The organism is Streptomyces sp. NPDC051173, from assembly GCF_040689515.1.
Taxonomy (GTDB): domain Bacteria; phylum Actinomycetota; class Actinomycetes; order Streptomycetales; family Streptomycetaceae; genus Streptomyces.
Map to the genome: position 1 here is coordinate 66,537 of NZ_JBFBBD010000017.1, position 16,383 is coordinate 82,919.

The 16,383-nt window shown below is 71.2% G+C and carries 18 protein-coding genes; 13 read left to right on the top strand and 5 right to left on the bottom strand.

Translation table 11 applies throughout. From position 1 onward, the window contains the following. From AB0435_RS12740 to AB0435_RS12775, 8 genes are read left to right on the top strand one after another with little or no spacing between them, the layout of a single operon-like run. Complete coding sequence (locus AB0435_RS12740; RefSeq protein WP_366426905.1) at nt 1–1,014, top strand: NAD-dependent epimerase/dehydratase family protein; 1,014 nt, start codon at nt 1–3, stop codon at nt 1,012–1,014. Next, entirely contained in the window at nt 1,011–1,883 is an 873-nt protein-coding gene (locus tag AB0435_RS12745; protein ID WP_366426906.1) for a glycosyltransferase family 8 protein, read from the top strand. The genes AB0435_RS12740 and AB0435_RS12745 overlap by 4 nt, the downstream gene beginning before the upstream one ends. After that, on the top strand, nt 1,880–3,400 hold the full coding sequence (locus AB0435_RS12750; RefSeq protein WP_366426907.1) for a hypothetical protein: 1,521 nt from the start codon (nt 1,880–1,882) through the stop codon (nt 3,398–3,400). Before AB0435_RS12745 ends, AB0435_RS12750 begins: the two co-directional genes overlap by 4 nt. Then, nucleotides 3,397–4,023 carry a hypothetical protein gene (locus AB0435_RS12755; RefSeq protein ID WP_366426908.1) on the top strand — a complete coding sequence of 209 codons (627 nt, stop codon included), beginning with the start codon at nt 3,397–3,399 and terminating at the stop codon, nt 4,021–4,023. Before AB0435_RS12750 ends, AB0435_RS12755 begins: the two co-directional genes overlap by 4 nt. Continuing rightward, nucleotides 4,020–5,969, top strand: coding sequence for a phosphotransferase (locus tag AB0435_RS12760; protein ID WP_366426909.1), 1,950 nt, complete (start codon nt 4,020–4,022; stop codon nt 5,967–5,969). Before AB0435_RS12755 ends, AB0435_RS12760 begins: the two co-directional genes overlap by 4 nt. After that, nucleotides 5,966–6,358, top strand: a complete 393-nt coding sequence (locus AB0435_RS12765; protein ID WP_366426910.1) for an AraC family ligand binding domain-containing protein — start codon at nt 5,966–5,968, stop codon at nt 6,356–6,358. Before AB0435_RS12760 ends, AB0435_RS12765 begins: the two co-directional genes overlap by 4 nt. Further along, entirely contained in the window at nt 6,351–7,559 is a 1,209-nt protein-coding gene (locus AB0435_RS12770; protein WP_366426911.1) for a DegT/DnrJ/EryC1/StrS family aminotransferase, read from the top strand. The genes AB0435_RS12765 and AB0435_RS12770 overlap by 8 nt, the downstream gene beginning before the upstream one ends. A gap of 21 nt (nt 7,560–7,580) precedes the next feature. Continuing rightward, nucleotides 7,581–8,669, top strand: coding sequence for a zinc-binding dehydrogenase (locus tag AB0435_RS12775; protein ID WP_366426912.1), 1,089 nt, complete (start codon nt 7,581–7,583; stop codon nt 8,667–8,669). Here AB0435_RS12775 and AB0435_RS12780 read toward each other — a convergent pair. From AB0435_RS12780 to AB0435_RS12790, 3 genes are all read right to left on the bottom strand, one after another. Beyond that, entirely contained in the window at nt 8,666–9,700 is a 1,035-nt protein-coding gene (locus AB0435_RS12780) for a phosphotransferase (protein ID WP_366426913.1), read from the bottom strand. The two genes, AB0435_RS12775 and AB0435_RS12780, sit on opposite strands and share 4 nt — an antisense overlap. A gap of 98 nt (nt 9,701–9,798) precedes the next feature. Continuing rightward, nucleotides 9,799–10,590, bottom strand: coding sequence for a hypothetical protein (locus tag AB0435_RS12785; protein ID WP_366426914.1), 792 nt, complete (start codon nt 10,588–10,590; stop codon nt 9,799–9,801). Between the two features lie 50 nt (nt 10,591–10,640). Further along, nucleotides 10,641–11,336: a hypothetical protein gene (locus AB0435_RS12790; protein WP_366426915.1), complete on the bottom strand. Its 696-nt coding sequence runs from the start codon at nt 11,334–11,336 to the stop codon at nt 10,641–10,643. A 723-nt stretch (nt 11,337–12,059) separates the two neighbouring features. Between AB0435_RS12790 and AB0435_RS12795 the strand changes: the two genes are divergently transcribed. The 4 genes from AB0435_RS12795 to AB0435_RS12810 all read left to right on the top strand — a co-directional run bounded on the left by AB0435_RS12795 (nt 12,060) and on the right by AB0435_RS12810 (nt 13,709). After that, nucleotides 12,060–12,530 (top strand): MarR family transcriptional regulator, encoded by a 471-nt coding sequence (locus AB0435_RS12795; protein WP_366426916.1) that lies wholly within the window; start codon nt 12,060–12,062, stop codon nt 12,528–12,530. Beyond that, the gene (locus tag AB0435_RS12800; RefSeq protein ID WP_366426917.1) at nt 12,527–12,832 is read left to right on the top strand and encodes a replication initiation protein, RepL2; all 306 of its coding nucleotides are present in this window, start codon (nt 12,527–12,529) and stop codon (nt 12,830–12,832) included. Before AB0435_RS12795 ends, AB0435_RS12800 begins: the two co-directional genes overlap by 4 nt. Before the next feature lie 305 nt (nt 12,833–13,137). Continuing rightward, the gene (locus tag AB0435_RS12805; protein WP_366426918.1) at nt 13,138–13,326 is read left to right on the top strand and encodes a hypothetical protein; all 189 of its coding nucleotides are present in this window, start codon (nt 13,138–13,140) and stop codon (nt 13,324–13,326) included. Further along, nucleotides 13,323–13,709 (top strand): helix-turn-helix domain-containing protein, encoded by a 387-nt coding sequence (locus AB0435_RS12810; RefSeq protein ID WP_366426919.1) that lies wholly within the window; start codon nt 13,323–13,325, stop codon nt 13,707–13,709. The genes AB0435_RS12805 and AB0435_RS12810 overlap by 4 nt, the downstream gene beginning before the upstream one ends. A 560-nt stretch (nt 13,710–14,269) precedes the next feature. Here the strand turns inward: AB0435_RS12810 and AB0435_RS12815 are convergent. Beyond that, on the bottom strand, nt 14,270–14,416 hold the full coding sequence (locus tag AB0435_RS12815) for a hypothetical protein (RefSeq protein ID WP_366426920.1): 147 nt from the start codon (nt 14,414–14,416) through the stop codon (nt 14,270–14,272). An 83-nt stretch (nt 14,417–14,499) separates the two neighbouring features. On the opposite strand from AB0435_RS12815, the gene AB0435_RS12820 reads away from it, so the two are divergent. Beyond that, nucleotides 14,500–14,673, top strand: a complete 174-nt coding sequence (locus tag AB0435_RS12820; protein WP_366426921.1) for a hypothetical protein — start codon at nt 14,500–14,502, stop codon at nt 14,671–14,673. 120 nt (nt 14,674–14,793) lie between these two features. Here AB0435_RS12820 and AB0435_RS12825 read toward each other — a convergent pair whose 3' ends face one another. Next, a complete protein-coding gene (locus AB0435_RS12825; protein WP_366426922.1) occupies nt 14,794–16,374 on the bottom strand; it encodes a hypothetical protein in 1,581 nt (526 codons plus the stop codon). Nucleotides 16,375–16,383: the final 9 nt, after the last annotated feature.

Here is a 16,383-nt window from a genome sequence, read left to right on the forward strand (position 1 = left end):
ATGCCCAGCACCACAGCAGGTACCGCCACGCCCCTGCCGGGGCCCGGGGAGGCGTTCACCGGCCGCCGGGTGGCGGTGACGGGCGCGGCCGGCTTCATCGGCTCCCATCTGTGCGAGCGCCTGGTGGCCCTCGGCGCCACGGTGGTGGGCATCGACGACTTCTCCACCGGCCGGCCCGAGAACCTCCTGGCCTTAAGGTCCAGTCCGGCCTTCCGGCTGGTGCCGCACGACGTGACCGCGCCCCTGGATCTGTCCGGGGATCTCGACTACGTCTTCCACCTGGCCTCGCCCGCTTCCCCGGCCGACTACCTGCGCCACCCGGTGGCGACCTTGAGGACCGGTGCTTTGGGCACCATGAACTGGCTCCAGGCCGCCGCCCGCACCCAGGCCCGGTTTCTGCTGACCTCAACCTCGGAGGTCTACGGCGACCCGCAGCAGCATCCGCAGAGCGAGGACTACTGGGGGCACGTCAACCCGGTCGGGCCGCGCAGCGTGTACGACGAGGCCAAACGCTACGCCGAGGCGCTGACGGTCGCTTTCGGCCGTGAGGCGGCGATCAGCACGGGCATCGTGCGGATCTTCAACACCTACGGGCCGCGGATGCGCGCGAGTGATGGCCGGGCGGTGCCGACCTTCATCCACCAGGCGCGTGCCGGGAGTGCGATCACGGTGACCGGCGACGGTTCCCAGACCCGCTCCCTGTGCTACGTCGACGACACCGTCGAGGGCCTGCTGTCCGTCGCGGCGAGCGGCTGGCAGGAGCCGGTGAACATCGGCAATCCCCAGGAGATCAGCGTGCTCAAGCTCGCCGAGCTGATCCGTCACCTGTGCCGCTCGGCATCGGCGATCGACTTCGGCCCGCTGCCTACCGACGACCCGCGGCGCCGCTGCCCGGACATCGGCCGCGCCCGGGAACTGCACTGGGCACCTCGGGTAGGGCTCAGGGACGGCCTGGCCCGCACCATCGCAGCATTGGCCGCTACGGTGCCCTCGCTGGCAGGGGGAGGGCGATGACCCGGCCCTGCGCGTTGCCGCCGATCGTGTGCGGCGTGGACGCCTCCTACGTGGTGCCGCTGCGTGCGCTGATGAGCTCGCTGGTCACCACCCACGCGTACGACCATGGCGACCTGCGGCTGATCGTCCTGCACGACCAGCTCCCCGAGGCCGCCCGCGCGGACATCCTTCGCCACGCCCGGCAGATCGGCCTGAGCACCCAGCTGCGTGCCGTGCCGGCCGCACCGGTGCGCGGGCCGGTCTCCGGCTGGGTGTCCGAGGCGGTCTACCTCCGGCTGTCGATCGCCGAGGTGATCGGGGACGAACGGGTCGTGCTCTACCTCGACGCCGACACCCTCGTTCTTCGCAGCCTGCGCCCCCTGCTGCGCCACCAGCTCGGCGGCGCGCCGCTGGCAGCGGTCCGCGACCCGCAAAACCCCGTGCTCGGCCGCGGGATCGCCCTGCCCGGCTGGGACCGGCTGGGCCTCCCGGCCGGGCGGGAGTATTTCAACAGCGGCGTCATGCTCATCGACCTGTCTGTGTGCCGCGAGCGCGGTCTGTTCGAGCGCGCCCGCCGCTTCCTGGCCGAGCACCCCGGCCATGCGCGGTTCTGGGACCAGGACGCCCTGAACTGGGCGGCCGAGGACACCTGGCTGCGCCTGGACCGCAGGTGGAACACCTTCGCCCTCTCCTCGCTCGCCAGCCAGCCCGGGTTTGTTCACCACGCCGAGGAGGTCATGCCCCTGGCGACGCTGCTTGGCGACGAGAGTCGTGCGGCGGTCCTTCACTTCGCCGGGCCCGACAAGCCCTGGAAGGCGGGGTATCCCGCGGCTGCGCTGGCGGACCTCTACCAGCAGCATCTGCCCGCCACCACGGGAGGGCCCCGGTGACCGCCCGGCCGGCCAGCCTCGTCGTGGGCGCGCTCGCGGTGGCGGTGGCCGCCCGGCACGCCCAGGGCGCGCGACGGCTCAAGGCCACGCTCCGCTCCCTCCACCACGAGGACGCCGTCCCCCGGGCAGCCGAACCGCCTGCGGTAGTGGTGCACTTCGTCCTCCCCGTGCTGCGCGAGCAGGAGCACATCGGCGATGCCCTGGCCTGGTACGCGCGGCTGCTGCCGGGCCTGTCCGGCTCCACGCTGACCGTGGTGACCACCGCCCGTGAGCGTCATGAGCGCGAGCTGCTCATCGACCGGCTCGCCTCTGGCCTGCGCCGGCCGCCGCAGCTGACACCGGCGGAAGGCGCCGCCCTCGCCCGCCTGGACGACGCCACCGTCGGCCGGCGCCCGTCGCGGCACGAGGTGGCGGACGCTCTGGCCCCGTTCCCGCTCACCGAACAGGTCGTCGCCGACGTCCTGGCCCAGAGCGCCTACCAGGGCCTGCCGGTCCGGCACGTGCACTACGACGGCGTGGGCCGCAAGGCGGCACAGGTCAACCACGCCGTGGCCACGCTGCCCCCCGGGCCGGGCGAGGCGTACGTCGCCGTCTACGACGTCGATTCCCGGCCCACCCAGGCCCTGCTCCAGCACACCGTGACGAGCATCGCCCGCCACCGGGCCGAGTACGGGCAGGTGCCGCCCGTCGTGCAGCAGTCGGCACGGTTCACCACCCAGGGCACCAGCGGGTGGGCGTGGGAGCGGGCGGTGTGCCAAGGTGCGGCACGGTTGCAGACTCTGTGGACGCTGCGCCGCGAGATCCCCGCCTTCGACCGTCATGCCCGCGCCGTCCGCCACCGGCACGGCGTGCTCCGGGCGGCCGTCGGCGGGGGCGCTCTGGCCCAGACGGTCGGCCATGGCCTGTGGGTGCGCCGCGACACCTTCACCCGGCTCGGAGGTCTGCCGACCTACACGGTGCTCGACGACCTGCCCTTCGGCTATCAGCTGACCGTCTGCAAGATTCCCGTCTGCTGCGTACCGGCCCTGGTCGTGGCACCGGGGCCGGAGGACATCGTGGCCCTCGTCGCGCAGGGCAGGCGCTGGTTCGCCAACTACCTCGACTACGGGGCCTGCCATGCCGCGGCCCGCCACGACGGCCGCGGCACCGCCGCAGCGCGGGCAAGCGCGCTGCTCGTCGGCTGGTACCGGGGCGCTGCCTGGCTCACCCGGACCCCCGCGACCGTGGTGTGCCTGTGGCTGGCCGTCCACCGCCGCACCGCCGGCCCGGTGCGCGTGGCGGCGGGGGTGGCGCTGTGGCTGGGCGTGGTCACCCCCGTGCGCCAGCTGGCCGCCGCCGACGGCCGACGGCCGACGGCGGGCGAACAGGCCCGCGAGGGGCTGCTGTTGCTGGCCGCCTACGGGCTCAGCAGCATCGGCCCGGCCCTGGCCGTCCTCGACCGCTTTCGCCCCCGGGCCGAGGAGTTGTCCCCGAAAGCCGACCGGCGCCCGGCCCCGATGGCCCTGGAGGCGTTGTGATCACCGGGTATGAGGGGGTCAGCTGTACCGGCAAGACCTCCTTGATCGCCGAGGTCGCGGCCGCGGGCAACGACCCGCTGGTGGTGCCCTGCTACTACCACGCCGCACCCGCCCCCGCCCTGCTGCCCAACCCGGTCGCCGCGACCGCGAGCGAGCAGCTGGAGGGCCTGGCCGTGCTACTCGGGGTGGAAGAACGACGGCGCAAGGCCGCCGAGGAAGCTGACGCAGAGGGCCGGGACGTGCTGCTGGACCGCACCGTCGACACGTTCCTGGCCCACACCTACGCCATCGCCCAACTCCACGGGCACTTGATCATGGACAAGGCCCGGCAGCTGGTCTGCGCCTCGGCGCCGCTGCTGCCGGACCTCACCATCGTGCTGCACGCCGACCCCGCAGTCCTCGCCGCGCGGGCCGCCCGGCGCCCCGGCATGCCAACGGTCTTCTACGCCCCCGAATTCACCCGGCACTTCGAGGCGTACTTCCACCACCAGGCGCTCACCCCACGCTGCATCCACCTGGACTCCTCCCGCCCGACCACCCGGGAGCTTGCCTCGGCGGCGCTGCGCCACATCACACAGGCGCGCGGCGCCGTCGCCGCGCACCGACCGAGGAGGACAAGGTGAAGATCGCCATTGTGGGCTGCGGGGCCATCGCCTCCCGCTGGATCCGTGTCCTTGCCGCCGATACGCGCATCACCATCACAGCCCTGATCGACCCCGACACCCAGGCCGCCGAGCAGCTCGCCGACCGCCACGGGCTCGTGGGCCCGCACCTGGTACACGCCGATACCGCCCGTCTCCCGGAGCTCGGCGCGGACGCGGTCGCCCTCCTGACGCCGCCCGGCCACCACGCCGCACTCGCACGCGAGGCGTTGATGGCCGGCCTGCACGTCCTTGCCGAGAAGCCCCTTGCCCTGTCCTACGCCGACGCGGTCGCCCTCGTGGCCCTGGCCGAGCGCACCGACCGTCGGCTGATGGTGATGCAGAACCGCGCACTGGACCCGCGCTTCCTCGCCTTCCGCGACGCCGTGCACAGCAGCAAGGGACCGTGGGCGGTCACGGCCGAGACGCTGGTGGCCCTGCACCAGCCGGGCTTCCGCGCCCGCCAGCCCTGGCCGGTCACCAGCGACCTGGCCGTCCACGCCTTCGACCAGATCCGGCAGCTGATCACCACCGCCCCCACCGGCGTGCACTGCACCGAGACCCCCCTTGCGGCCCTGGGACCGCATTGCTCCCTGGCCCACTGCACCGTCACCTTCGACGACGGCAGCGTCTTCTCCTACCGCGGCGGCTACACCACGGGCCCGGCCCTGCGCACCCCGGCCGGCGGACGCTGGACAGCAACGGGAGCCGACGGCGCCACCTGGTGGGACGGCGAGCACCGCCTGGCCACCGCCCCCCTGACCACCCCGGCCGCGGCGCCGGCCGTCCGGGAGCTCGGCGCCACGCCGCCCGGCTACCAGGTGGTCATCGCCAAGATGATCGACGCGCTGCACGGGCAGGCCCACCCCGACGTCGACGCCGCACGCAATCTGGGCTCGATCGCTCTGCTGGACGCCGCCCTCGCCTCCGCCGCGAGCAGCCATCACGGTGCCCGCGACCGGAGCCCGGCCGTGATCACTCCACCGTCCACCGGCTCCGGCTCGCCGGACCCCCCGGCCCTCGCCCGGCGCCTGGCCGCCGCCGGTATCACCGCACCGCAGTGTCTGCCGCGCGCCATGGAAGGCGGCGCGGACAACCACGTCTTCACCGCCCCGGGCTCCGACGGCCAGCCGCTCATCGTCAAAGTGCCCGTCGTCGGACGGCACCCGCGCTACCAGGTCGCCGCCTGGGCGGCCCGCCAGCTCCACCACCACGGCGTCCCCGTCCCGACGATGGTGTGGCACGGCCCGGACATGGCCGTCGAGACCCGTTGCCCCGGCGTACCCATCTCCCAGATGCCGCAGCCTGCGGCGGCCGCACTCGCACAGCGGGCCGGGCAACTGCTGCGCAAGGTCCACGCGGTGCCCGTCGACGGCTTCGGCCGCCTCACTCCGGTCGGCACCGCCACCCACCGCACGCTCGCCGACTGGCTGCTGCGCACCCCCGCCGACCCCCCAGGCCCAGCCGCTGAACTGGCCGCCCACATGACCGGGGCCCTGCGTGCTCACCTCCCGGAACTGGCGGGGACGGTGCCGCGCTTGCTCCATGGGGACTGGGCCGCGCGCCATGTGCTCAGCGACGGGGTGACGGTCACCGGCATCGTGGACCTGGAGAGCGTGCGCGGCGGTGACCCGCTGGCCGACATCGCCGGGTGGTCCCTCACCGAGCCCCCGGCCCTGACCGAGGCCCTCGCCGACGGCTACTTCCCCACGCCCCCCGGACCCGGCAGCCTCCTCGCCATCACCGTCTACCGGCTGAGGATCGCCCTGTTCCTCCTCGCCTACCACGCACGCCACTCCGACCACACGGACGCGCACCTGCGAGCCCGTCAGATCGACGCCGACCTCTCCGACCTCGCTGCCGGACGGCCGCGGCTCATCCCCCGCATCACGCCCCGTACGACTCCACAACCACGGAGGACGTCATGACCCTGATCCGCGCAGGTGCCCGGCACAAGCTCACCCCCGACAACCGGCCCGCGGGCTGCCCGGCCTCGGCCGCCGGGATGTTCGTCATCCGCGACGACGGCACCGCCACCTTCGACCGCCACCACCACGACATCGGCGAATTCTGGTTCATCGCCGCCGGATCCGGCACCGTCGGCATCGGCGAGACCACCCACCAGGTCACCGCCGGGGACATCCTCTACACCGCCCCCGGCCAGGACCACGACATCCTCACCGTCACCGAAGAGATGCGGGTCTTCTACCTCTCCGCCGACCTGCCGCCCGGCGCCCGCCCCGGCCACCTGCACCGCACCCCCCAGGACGCCGCGAAACACCCCGTCCCCGCCAGCCGGGCAGGCCACCATGACTGACCCCGGCCGTACGGTCACGCTGTCGTTCCCCAAAGAACCCGACCGCTACCGCACCGCTGAACAACCGGTCATCGAGCAGCTGCGCACCGGCCGTCTCTCCGACACCGGCCGCGGCCCCGCAGTCACCGAACTCGAAGACGCCTTCGCGGCCCTGGCCGGCACCCGCTACGCCCTGTCCTTCAATTCCGGGACCGCCGCCCTGCATGCCGCCCTCCACGCCACCGGAGCATCCCCGGCCGCCGGCATCGCCACCACGCCGATGACGTGGATCTCCGCCATCACCGCCACCTTCCACGCTGGTAGCTTCCCCGTCTTCTGCGACACCGAGCCCGACACCCCCAACCTCGCCCCCCACGCCCTGGCCGCCGCCGCGCCCGCCTGCTCGGCCGCGCTGGTCACCCACGCCTTCGGCATCCCCGCCCGCATGGACGCCCTCACCACGGCCGCGCCCCTGCCGCTGGTCGAGGACTGCTCCCACGCCCACGGCGCCCTCTACCGCCACCGCCCCGTCGGCTCCTGGGGCGCGGCCGGCTGCTTCAGCCTCCAGGACTCCAAGACCGTCTCCGGCGGCGAAGGCGGCATCCTGACCACCTCCGACCGCGCCGTCTACGAACACGCCCTCGTCCTGGGCCACCACCCCCACCGCCTCCAGGCCGAACTCACCCTCGACCACCTCCGGCCCCTCGCCGGCACGGGCGGGGCGTACAAGTTCCGCATGCCGCCGCTGTCCGCCGTCATCGCCCGCGAGCAGCTGCGCACCCTCGCCGCCCGCTCCCAGGCCGCCGAGGACAACCTCACCGCACTGAGGGAAACGCTCCACGAGCTTCAGGCCCCCGTCACCTGGCCCACCCTGGCCGACGGAAGCCGACGCGGCTGGTACGGCACCCCGGTGACCATTGCCCACCGCGTCCGCGACCCCCAGGCCCTCGCCCGTGCCGCCACCACCGCCGGAATCCCGCTGCGGCCCCTGTACGAGGACTGGCTGCGCAGCCCGCTGCTCCAGGACCGCCAGCACCTCGAACGCCTGTGGCCCCACATCGCGGCCACTGACTACCGGCCGCCGGACGCCGAGGCGTTCCCCCACTACACCGCCGCCCGGCGCCAGATGCTCGTCATCAAGATCCCCACGTGCCGGGCTGCCGACTACATGCACCAGGTCGCCACCGTGCTCAGTGACCTCCTCGCCCACCACACCCGATAGCGCCCGGAAGGGAAGACCCCTGTGAGCTACCGCTGCCAGGCCGCCGTCCTCCACCACCCCGGCCAGTCCCTGCGCCTGCAAGAGATCGAACTCGCCGACCCCCGTCCCGGGGAAGTCCTCGTCCGCACCATGGCCGCCGGAATCTGCGGCACGGACCTGCACTTCGCCACCGGCACCGTCCCCTACCCGCTCCCCACCGTGCTCGGCCACGAAGCCAGCGGCATCGTCGAAGCCATCGGCGAGAACGTCACTGGCATCGCCCCCGGCGACCGCGTCATCGTCTGCGACCAGACCTTCTGCGGCCACTGCCCGGCCTGCCTCAGCGGCGCCATGGTCTACTGCACCGACACCACCGGCAAGCAGCGCCAGCGCCACCGCCTCACCCTCGACGGCGCGCCCTTCCGCCAGTACCTGGGCGTCTCCGCGTTCGCCGAGCTCATGCTCCTCGACGCCCGTGCCCTCATCCCCCTGCCCGACGACGTTTCCTTCGGAGCCGGCGCGCTCCTGTCCTGCTGCATCACCACCGGCCTGGCCGCCGTCTTCAACGTCAGCCGGCCCGAGCCCGGCTCCCGCGTCGCCGTCATCGGCACCGGCGGAGTCGGCCTCAGCGCCGTCCAGGCCGCCCGCATCGCCGGAGCCGCCCAGATCATCGCTGCCGACCTCGAAGACCACCGCCTGGCGCTCGCCAGCGAACTCGGTGCCACCGACACCGTCCGCGCCGGCGCGGGCGACGACCTGGCGGAGAAGATCACCGAGTTGTCCGGCGGCGGCGTCGACCGCAGCATCGAAGCTGTCGGCCTGCCCCACACCGCAAGCACGGCCTTCCGTGCCCTCGCCCCCCAAGGCCACGCCACCATCGTCGGCATGATGCCGCCCGGCGCCGACGTCCCCGTTCCTGGACGCCTGCTCCGCCACGGCCGGACGCTGGCCGGCACCGTCATGGGGTCCGTACGCACCCTCGCCGACATCCCCCGCTACACCGCGCTCCTGCACAACCAGCAACTGCGCGCCGAGCCCCTGGTCACCTCGGTGCTCCCCCTGGCGCAGATCGACGAGGCCCTCCAGCGGGCGCAGGCCCGCCACGGCGCCCGCACGCTGGTCTCCTTCTAGGCGGCGAAAGCCTGCTGCACCTCGTCCAGGTGACCCGTCCACCAGTCGAGGAACCGGGAGGCCGAGAGGAACAGGTGGTCACAGGAATGATCACCGCGGTCGTAGTGGAACTCCAGGTGCCAGTAGTCGCACATCCGCTTCCACCACAACCGGTGCACCGCATCGGCGAGCTCGCCACCACCGACCTCCACCACCGACCGGTACCCGCGAACGAAGGACGACAGCAGACCCAGGTCCAGGTCACCCTCCTCCCGGCCGAACAGGAGGGTGGCCGACCGGACCACCTCCTCACCCAACGGCCGCACACGGATCCGGTCCCAGTCCAACACCGCCCGCACCGCGCCATCGAGCCACAGGACATTGAGGTGCTGAAAGTCCCCATGGGCCCAGCCATAGCGGCCAGCCGGGACATCACTGGCCGGCCGCTGCCCGGCGTACTTGCCCAGCAGGACCTTCCGCTGCTCCAGGAACTCCGCCACATGCCCCGCAAAGGCCGATGAATCATCCGAGGCGAGCGCCAAGAAACGGTCGGCCTCCACCACGGCCTGCTCAGCCCGCGGGACGGAGACGGTCATCGTCTCCGGCGCGTACGGCAACACGGCCGGGACCATTCCGGCCAGCTCCACGTGGACGCGACCGAGCTCGCCCCCGAGAGCACGGGCCTGCTCGGCGGTCAGGTCGACACCCCGGATGTGGGCACCGTTCACCCAGGGGAACAACGCATAGCTGTGCCCGCCGATCTGGGCGAGCAAGTCGCCCTCCGCGGTCCGTACAGCAGGGCAGACTGGAACCCCCCGCGCCCCGAGCTCAGACACCACGCTCAGGTTCCGGCGGGCGAGTGACGGCGTGACGTCAACGATGCACTTCAGCACGAACTCGCCGCGGTCCGTGCGCAGACGCCAGTTCCGGTTCATCAGCCCGTCAGCCAGGTACCGCACCGCGCGGACCTCGCCCAGCCTGTACGCCTCTTGTGCCTGCCGCAGGTCCGCTTCCGTCAAGACCGACCCGGCACATGCTGCATGCTCGACCACCCCCGCAGACTAGAGGCACGAAGACCCCCCACGGGGCCGTTTCGAGGGTTCCGCGGGGCTGGGCTGCGTCCGGGGCGGCTGGTGGACGTGGCGCGTCGTCAGCCTCGGGCGAGGGACTTCTTCGGGTACACCTTGTCGATTCTGCGGATGTAGGCGGAAAGCTGGTTGCGCGCGGCCTCCGCCTGAGCGCGGGCCGTGTCCGCGTCGCCCCGGGACATCGTCGAGATGTGCCGCTCCTTCACGCCCCCAATGGTGGTGGTGAGCCGTCCCAGGGACTTCTGGGCACGGACGACGGCAGGGGGAGCATCGAGAGCGGGAGGATCGTCGTCGCCGTCCTCGCCGAGCCCCGTGATCTCGTAGCCGAGCATGCCGGCCGCCTGCACGAAGAGCGCTGCGGTAGGGCGGTTCCGGCGCTGCTCGGCCGCAAGGTCGTGCGCCTTGGGGATCGCCGCGACAGCGGCCTCCTCGCCGTGCTGGTCGATGAGCTTGGCGACGACGACGGCGTGAGAGGGCCGGCTGACGCGGTGGTGCACTTTTTCACACCTCTCGTTCACCGCGACGACCTTGGCGAGAGCGGCGGCCTCTCTGACCAGCCGGTGCACGTACTTCACGCTCACCTCAAGGACGGCGGCGCCCCACTCCTCGAAGGACGGGGACGTCGAGTGTTTCCACAGCTCGTGCTGCTTGGCGTAGGCCAGGAGCACCCCCTTATTGACCGCGGCCACGGCTTTCACATCGGCCACGGCCTCCTCGCTGCTCTCCTTGGCGCCCTTCAGGAGAGCAGTGACCTGGGCAAGCTGTTCCTCGGGACTTCCCTTGATCACCCTGACAGGGTTGATCACGTTCTCCCCGGTGAACCGGCCGGCATCCAGCCCGGGGACCTTCCTCACTGCCGGTGCGCCTTTCCGCAGACGGCCTTTGGTCATGCTCGGACGAGCTGTCACTTCATCACCTCCGTGAGGAGCTCAAGGGCGAGCTGGTGCATGGGGGAGTCCTTCTTGAGGGCCGGGACCTTGCCGAACGACTGGGCGTATCCGTCCTTCGCCTCGGAAGCGGCGATCGTGGTCTTGAGGACGTGCACGTCCTCGTCCTCCAGCTCCTTGCGGACATCGTCAGCAGCGGAAGCGCTTGAGTTGAAGCGGGTCAGGAGGCAGGAGATCCGCGGCCGGCGGCCGGACATCGCTTCGACCTCGTCCATTGCCGCCCAGATCAGCCCTCCCCGGTCCTTCTCCACGCCGCTCGGGTAGAGGGCCATGACCAGCAGGTCGGCCGTCTTGACGGTGGCGTAGTGGATGTTGAGCGTTCTGCTCTCCCACGCCTTGGTGTCGATGACGGACAGGCCGTGCGCCGGCCGGAGGCGCTTGACCTCCGCCGCGAGCGAGGACGCGGCGGGAGCACGGTAGACCGGGGAACCGAATCCAGGGCCGTGGGCGGACAGTTCCTCGGCCCAGGCGAGCAGCGTGCCTGCTTGATGCTTGGCGGAGTCGTCTGCATCGTGTCCGACGGCAGGGATCCCCATGGCATGCCAGTAGCGCAGCAGGTGGGCCAGGATGGTGGACTTCGCACCCCCGCCTTTCCCTACGAAGCCGATCGTGCGGCCTTCAACGGGCAGGGGATTCTTGATCGTCCAGTCCATGACCCGCAGGGTACCGAGAACGGATATTCCGGATAGGTCAGACGCGTAGGGAATCACCTTAGTTGTGAATAATCGGCCGCTAGCGTGGTCTCTTCGACCACGTTCCCGGGCTCGCGCGGTCTGGGCGGGCTAAGGCCGGTGGTCACCGAGTCGGTGGCTGAGGCTGCTCCACATGCGGGTTCGTGAGCAGGTGGTGCTGACCGTGACGACCAAAAGCATTGGACAGCATGGTTGCGGTGGGTGGGGGTTCGCCTGGCCGGACCTGTGGTTGATGCCCGGTGGGGGTTGAGGCCGGCCGGACGGCTCCCGTACCTCCGCACGTCTGTGGGCAAGCTCGCCACCGCGGGGCGTCCGTTCTGTGGCCGGGGTATCAGGGGGCGGTACGGGGCTGAGGCGAGGGGGAGGCAACACGCCGGTCCGGGTGGCGATTCGGCGACGGATGCCGGGGGCTTGGTGGGCGCCTGCTCCGTGTCCTGTGTACACAGATAGAACCGTGACTAGATACCGTCTGAGCTGCGGTTTTCGGTGGGGTGATCCAGTTCCCAGGATCGGATATGCAGATCGAGGGACCGGGATATGCCGCTCCTGCGGTCCGGATATCCGGACCGCAGGAGCGGCAAGCATGTCCCATGAGTACATGTCGTGGAAGTTCAGGGATCCGGACGCGCGCTACGGTGTGCATGCACTCATGGGACATGCCGCACGACGAGCGGAGAGATCCATATGGCGCGCCCTGCGCAGCAGCCGAGAGGCAACGACCCCGACAAGGCGCCGCCGCGGGCCCGCTTCGGCTACATCGCCGGCTACAGCACCGTCGACAACACCCGGCTGGAGGCCCTGGCCGCCGTTCCGCCGAAGGAAGGCGGGCTCACCGACCGCGAGTTCCGCGTCTTCCAGTGGTACGTCGGGGCGACGCCCGGGCCGGACCAGCCCGTCATGAAGACCACGGCACAGATCGCGAAGCGACTCGGCACCAGCCCGGACGCCCTCGGCCGGATCGTCCGCAAGCTCGTCAAGCGTCGGCTGCTGTTCTTCGTCGAGGAATTCGGCCGCCAGCGCTTCTACAAGGTCTCGCCGTACTTCGCGAGCCAGCAGGACGCGTTCGAGCAGCGCACCACCATCAAGTCCTACAACCCGCCGGACATTCCAGGGCTCCCGGGCAACCCCGGGTTCGTGAAGGGGGAATCCGCATGAGCAGCGGCGACCTGGTGGCGCTGACGGTGCTGCGCCGCACGCGGAAGCTCAAGCCGAACCAGCGGCTCCTGCTCCAGCTGTACGCCTTGGCGCCGAAGGCGCCCAACGGGGCGGTCAAGAGGACGGCCGCGGCACTGGCGGAAGAGCTCGGCTGGACCCCTTCCCTCTTCTCCCGGGTTCGCAAGGAGCTGGTCAAGGAGGGCTGGCTCGAAGAGGTCGACCGGGTCACCAACATCCCGATCTACCGGCTCGGCGAGGAGTCCACCGGCGAGCGCCGAGTCGTTCCGCTGCGCTCGGCCTGATCCGGCATCACGCGGAGCCCCGGCGTTCACGCGGCCTTGCGTCCAGCCTGCCCACGCCTTCCGTACGGGTAGAGACCGGCGGGTGAGGGGCTACAGGGCGCTGAGGGCGGCGAACAGCTCGATGTACCTGAGCTCGCTGCGTTCCCGGATCGAGTGGAGGGCCTGCCGGTCCAGGGTGAGTTCGGCGGTCGCGACGCAGCCGAAGAGCGCGGTGTAGGCGGAGTGGCCGGCGCGACTGCGGGGGAAGCAGCCCGCCGAAGGTCAGCAAGAGCGTCGGAAGGCTGAACGGCGGGGGCCTGCTCCTGATGGCCGAGCAGGTCGCCCGGATCAAGTTCTTCCGCCTCAACCCCCGGGCCGCGTTCGACGGGCCCGCGGTAGCGCAAGTTGAAGCGGTGAAGGACGCACGCTTCCCCGTGGTGCCCGCCCCCCAGAAGGCGCCGGCTCGGACCAGGAAGCAGGCAATGACGGCACACAAGGAGGCCAGGGCATCATGACGGTCCCAGCGGAAGAAACGGCCGCCCTGCCGTACACGCCCGACCTTGGGAAGGAGATCCTTCTGAGGACCGCCGGGTACGCGGGTTCCCACTATCGGATCCTCCAGTACGTCCTGACCTCCGTCCCGCTGGGGAACACCCTGCGCGAGACCGCCCGCGACATCGCGGCGGCCGTCGGCATCGCCGAGGGCACCGTCTCCAAGGGGGTCAAGAAGCTCTCCGCCGACGGCTGGCTGGCGACGGCCTTCTCGATCGGCATCGTGAACTTCTACAAGGCTGGCCCGAAGGTGTTCCAGCTCGCCGAAGAGCTGATGGAGCCGGACCACCAGCCTCTGGCGACGGTCAGCCACCTGCACGTCCGACGCGTAGACGACCACGGGTAGGCGAGAGCAGCGGCCGGGTGACGCCCCCGCCGCTGCTCTCGCCCGCAGCATGATTGGGCTGGACGTGATCGCTGCGGGGGGATGGAATGGCCCTCGATACCGAGGCGGTCCCGGGCGCCGGGTCCTGGGAGGATGGGGTGGGGATGAACGCAACGATGCACACCAGTGGCCGGTCAGCGGTTCGTGCTGGGCATCGCCGATGAGCTCGGCCTCGTCCGGCGCCGCCCGGCACAGGACCGCGACGTGAACGTGATGCTGGCCGACGGGCACGAGCCTGACCCTCGGGGCGGCGCGGCAACGGCCGCCACCCCGACCCACGTCCTGGCGTGGTTCCCCGGTGATCTGCTGTGCGGCGACGTGGAGGCTTCTTGCTGGGAGTTGTTCACCCGGAGGCAGTGGGAGGAGAACGGCTCTCTGGGCGGCTTTCTGCCCGGTGATCTGCCGCAGGATGCCTCTCCGGACGCTCTGCGGGCCCGGGTGGAGGCCGAACTCGGCTGCCGCGTCCTGGGGTTCCGGGCCGCCCTGCCCACACCGACCAGCGAACCGGGCCCGTGGCACGTCTACCCCGCATACATGATCACCGCGGCGACGGACACCGCCGACGAGGAGGAGCGGGAGGAGGGGGAAGCGTGGTACCGCGACGACGTCCGCACCGCGCTGGCCTCCTGCGGGTGGTCGTCGGCGGACGAGCACGGGAGCATGCGCAAGAACGGCCCGCACCCTCGAAGGCCACGAGTCCGCCCGCAAGCGCGGCAAGACCATCGGCGGCGCGGGCGTCACCGACGAAGACATGCTGTCCATGGCCCTCCACCTGCGCGACCAGGAGATGAGCCTGCGCGACATCGCCAAGCGGCTCGTCATCACCACCGGCGCGAAGAAGGGACAGCACCCCTCACCCGCCACCGTCATGCGCATGCTGCGCGAACACGACGAGAAGGCGGCCGCGATGGAACCCGCGCGGTGACCTGCGGCTGAGCCCTTAGCGTTGTTTTTTCGGCGAGGACTACTGGGACCCCAGGACCCCCGTGGGTTCGCGAAAACTGAAGGGTTCTCAGCGGGAACCCGAGGGTCCGATGCCTGGATTTCAGGGGGTGGACCCGTGGGTTCGTGGTGAAGTCGCGGGGTCACTTTCCAGGGGCCGTTCCAGGAGAGCCTTGGCAGAGTTCGCGTAGCGGATCGCGGTCTTCTCGTCCAGGCCGAAGACCTCGGCGAGGTGGAGTGCGTCGGGGCCGTGGGTGAGGGCTTCTTCGAGCTGGCGGTCGACGCGGAGTTGTTCCAGGGTGGCTGCCTGGCCGCGAAGTGGTGCGGTGAGAGAGACCTGGCTCACCGGGCCGGTCCCGAGAGCGGTGATTTTGTTGATCAGCAGGTGCGGGTTGGCGGTGTTGGGCCAGCGCCGGCGCCGGAACTCCAGCCACTCGCGGGCGACATGCAGTGTGAGGTCGTCCAGCCGTCGGGCACGGCCGTCGATCGTGAGTTTCCGGTTGCCGATGTCGAGGTCGTCGAGCTGAAGTCGGCGGATGGCGCCGGAGCGTGCCGCATGCACGGCGGCGAGGGCGAGGATCAGACGGTCCGCCGGCTTGGTGACCGCGGCGACCGAGTTGTCGATGTGCTCGGGAGCCAGGGGCTGGATGATGCCGTGCTCGCGTTGGCCGACGCGGATGCGGCCGGTCGGGTTCTTAAAGATGGTGCCGTTCTTCTTGGCCCGGCCGAACAGGGACCGCAGCACGATGAGGGTGTGCTGACGCTGGCTGCCATGGAGGGCGTCGAGCTGCGTGAGGACGTCATCACGGGTCACCTCGCGCAGGTGGTCGTAGCGGCTGGACCAGTCGATCAGCACGGGCCGGATGCGGTTGAGGTAGTTCCAGACCGTGGCCTCCTCCCGGGGCTTCGACCGCGGGCCGCCGTCGTGCAGGAGCCGGGCCCAGTGCTCGACGTCGCGGCGGATGCCGGGGGTCATACCGTCGAGCTTGCACTCCAGCCATGTATCGAACGACGGCGTTCGGTCGTCGAGGAAGACGCCGATGTGGTCGAGGACCTCGATAGTCAGCTCCATGTTCAGCCGACGCGGCCGCAAGGCCGGATGGAGCTCGGAATAGCGCACGACATCGCCGCCGACGTGCCGGGACATCAGGATGATCAGCGCCCGGTCGACGCCGAAGCGGACCTTGCGGGGCCAGCCGCGGACCTCGCCGAGGCGGTGGGCGGTGTGCCGGGCCCAGGCGAGCCACGGATTGTCCGGGCCCGTGTGCTGATCGGGGTCGATGTGGGTGAAGTCGCGGCAGGCCGCGAACAGAGCGGGCTGGAGCCAGCCGCCGGGCGGCGACGCCGGAGGGGGATCGGGCCTGCGGGGGCGCCCCCGCCGCTCGTACTTCGGCTGCCGTGGCCGCGGGACCCGCTCCCATAGCGGGGCCATGTGCGCGAAGAACAACTGGTGATGCCGCAGCGTCGGTAGCAGTGGCTCTGCCTGGGCGCCGGTGGCCGCGGCATCCGTACGCGCCTGGCACCAGCACAGCCGGCAGTACCCCTTCCGCAGCGGGCCGTATCCGGTGCAGCCGGTGCACCGGCCGTCCGAGCCGGGGCGGGCGAAGGAGGAGCATCCTCCGCAGCACCGCATGAACAGCAGCCCCCAGCCCAGGCAGTGCGGGCAGCTCTTCGGCTCCAGCATGGAGTTACC

Coding starts and splice junctions, on each gene's coding strand:
- AB0435_RS12740 (WP_366426905.1), top strand. CDS start 1: ATGCCCAGCACCACAGCAGGTACCGCCACGCCCCTGCCGGGGCCCGGG.
- AB0435_RS12745 (WP_366426906.1), top strand. CDS start 1,011: ATGACCCGGCCCTGCGCGTTGCCGCCGATCGTGTGCGGCGTGGACGCC.
- AB0435_RS12765 (WP_366426910.1), top strand. CDS start 5,966: ATGACCCTGATCCGCGCAGGTGCCCGGCACAAGCTCACCCCCGACAAC.
- AB0435_RS12770 (WP_366426911.1), top strand. CDS start 6,351: ATGACTGACCCCGGCCGTACGGTCACGCTGTCGTTCCCCAAAGAACCC.
- AB0435_RS12790 (WP_366426915.1), bottom strand. CDS start 11,336: ATGGACTGGACGATCAAGAATCCCCTGCCCGTTGAAGGCCGCACGATC.
- AB0435_RS12795 (WP_366426916.1), top strand. CDS start 12,060: ATGGCGCGCCCTGCGCAGCAGCCGAGAGGCAACGACCCCGACAAGGCG.
- AB0435_RS12800 (WP_366426917.1), top strand. CDS start 12,527: ATGAGCAGCGGCGACCTGGTGGCGCTGACGGTGCTGCGCCGCACGCGG.
- AB0435_RS12805 (WP_366426918.1), top strand. CDS start 13,138: ATGGCCGAGCAGGTCGCCCGGATCAAGTTCTTCCGCCTCAACCCCCGG.
- AB0435_RS12810 (WP_366426919.1), top strand. CDS start 13,323: ATGACGGTCCCAGCGGAAGAAACGGCCGCCCTGCCGTACACGCCCGAC.
- AB0435_RS12820 (WP_366426921.1), top strand. CDS start 14,500: ATGCTGTCCATGGCCCTCCACCTGCGCGACCAGGAGATGAGCCTGCGC.
- AB0435_RS12825 (WP_366426922.1), bottom strand. CDS start 16,374: ATGCTGGAGCCGAAGAGCTGCCCGCACTGCCTGGGCTGGGGGCTGCTG.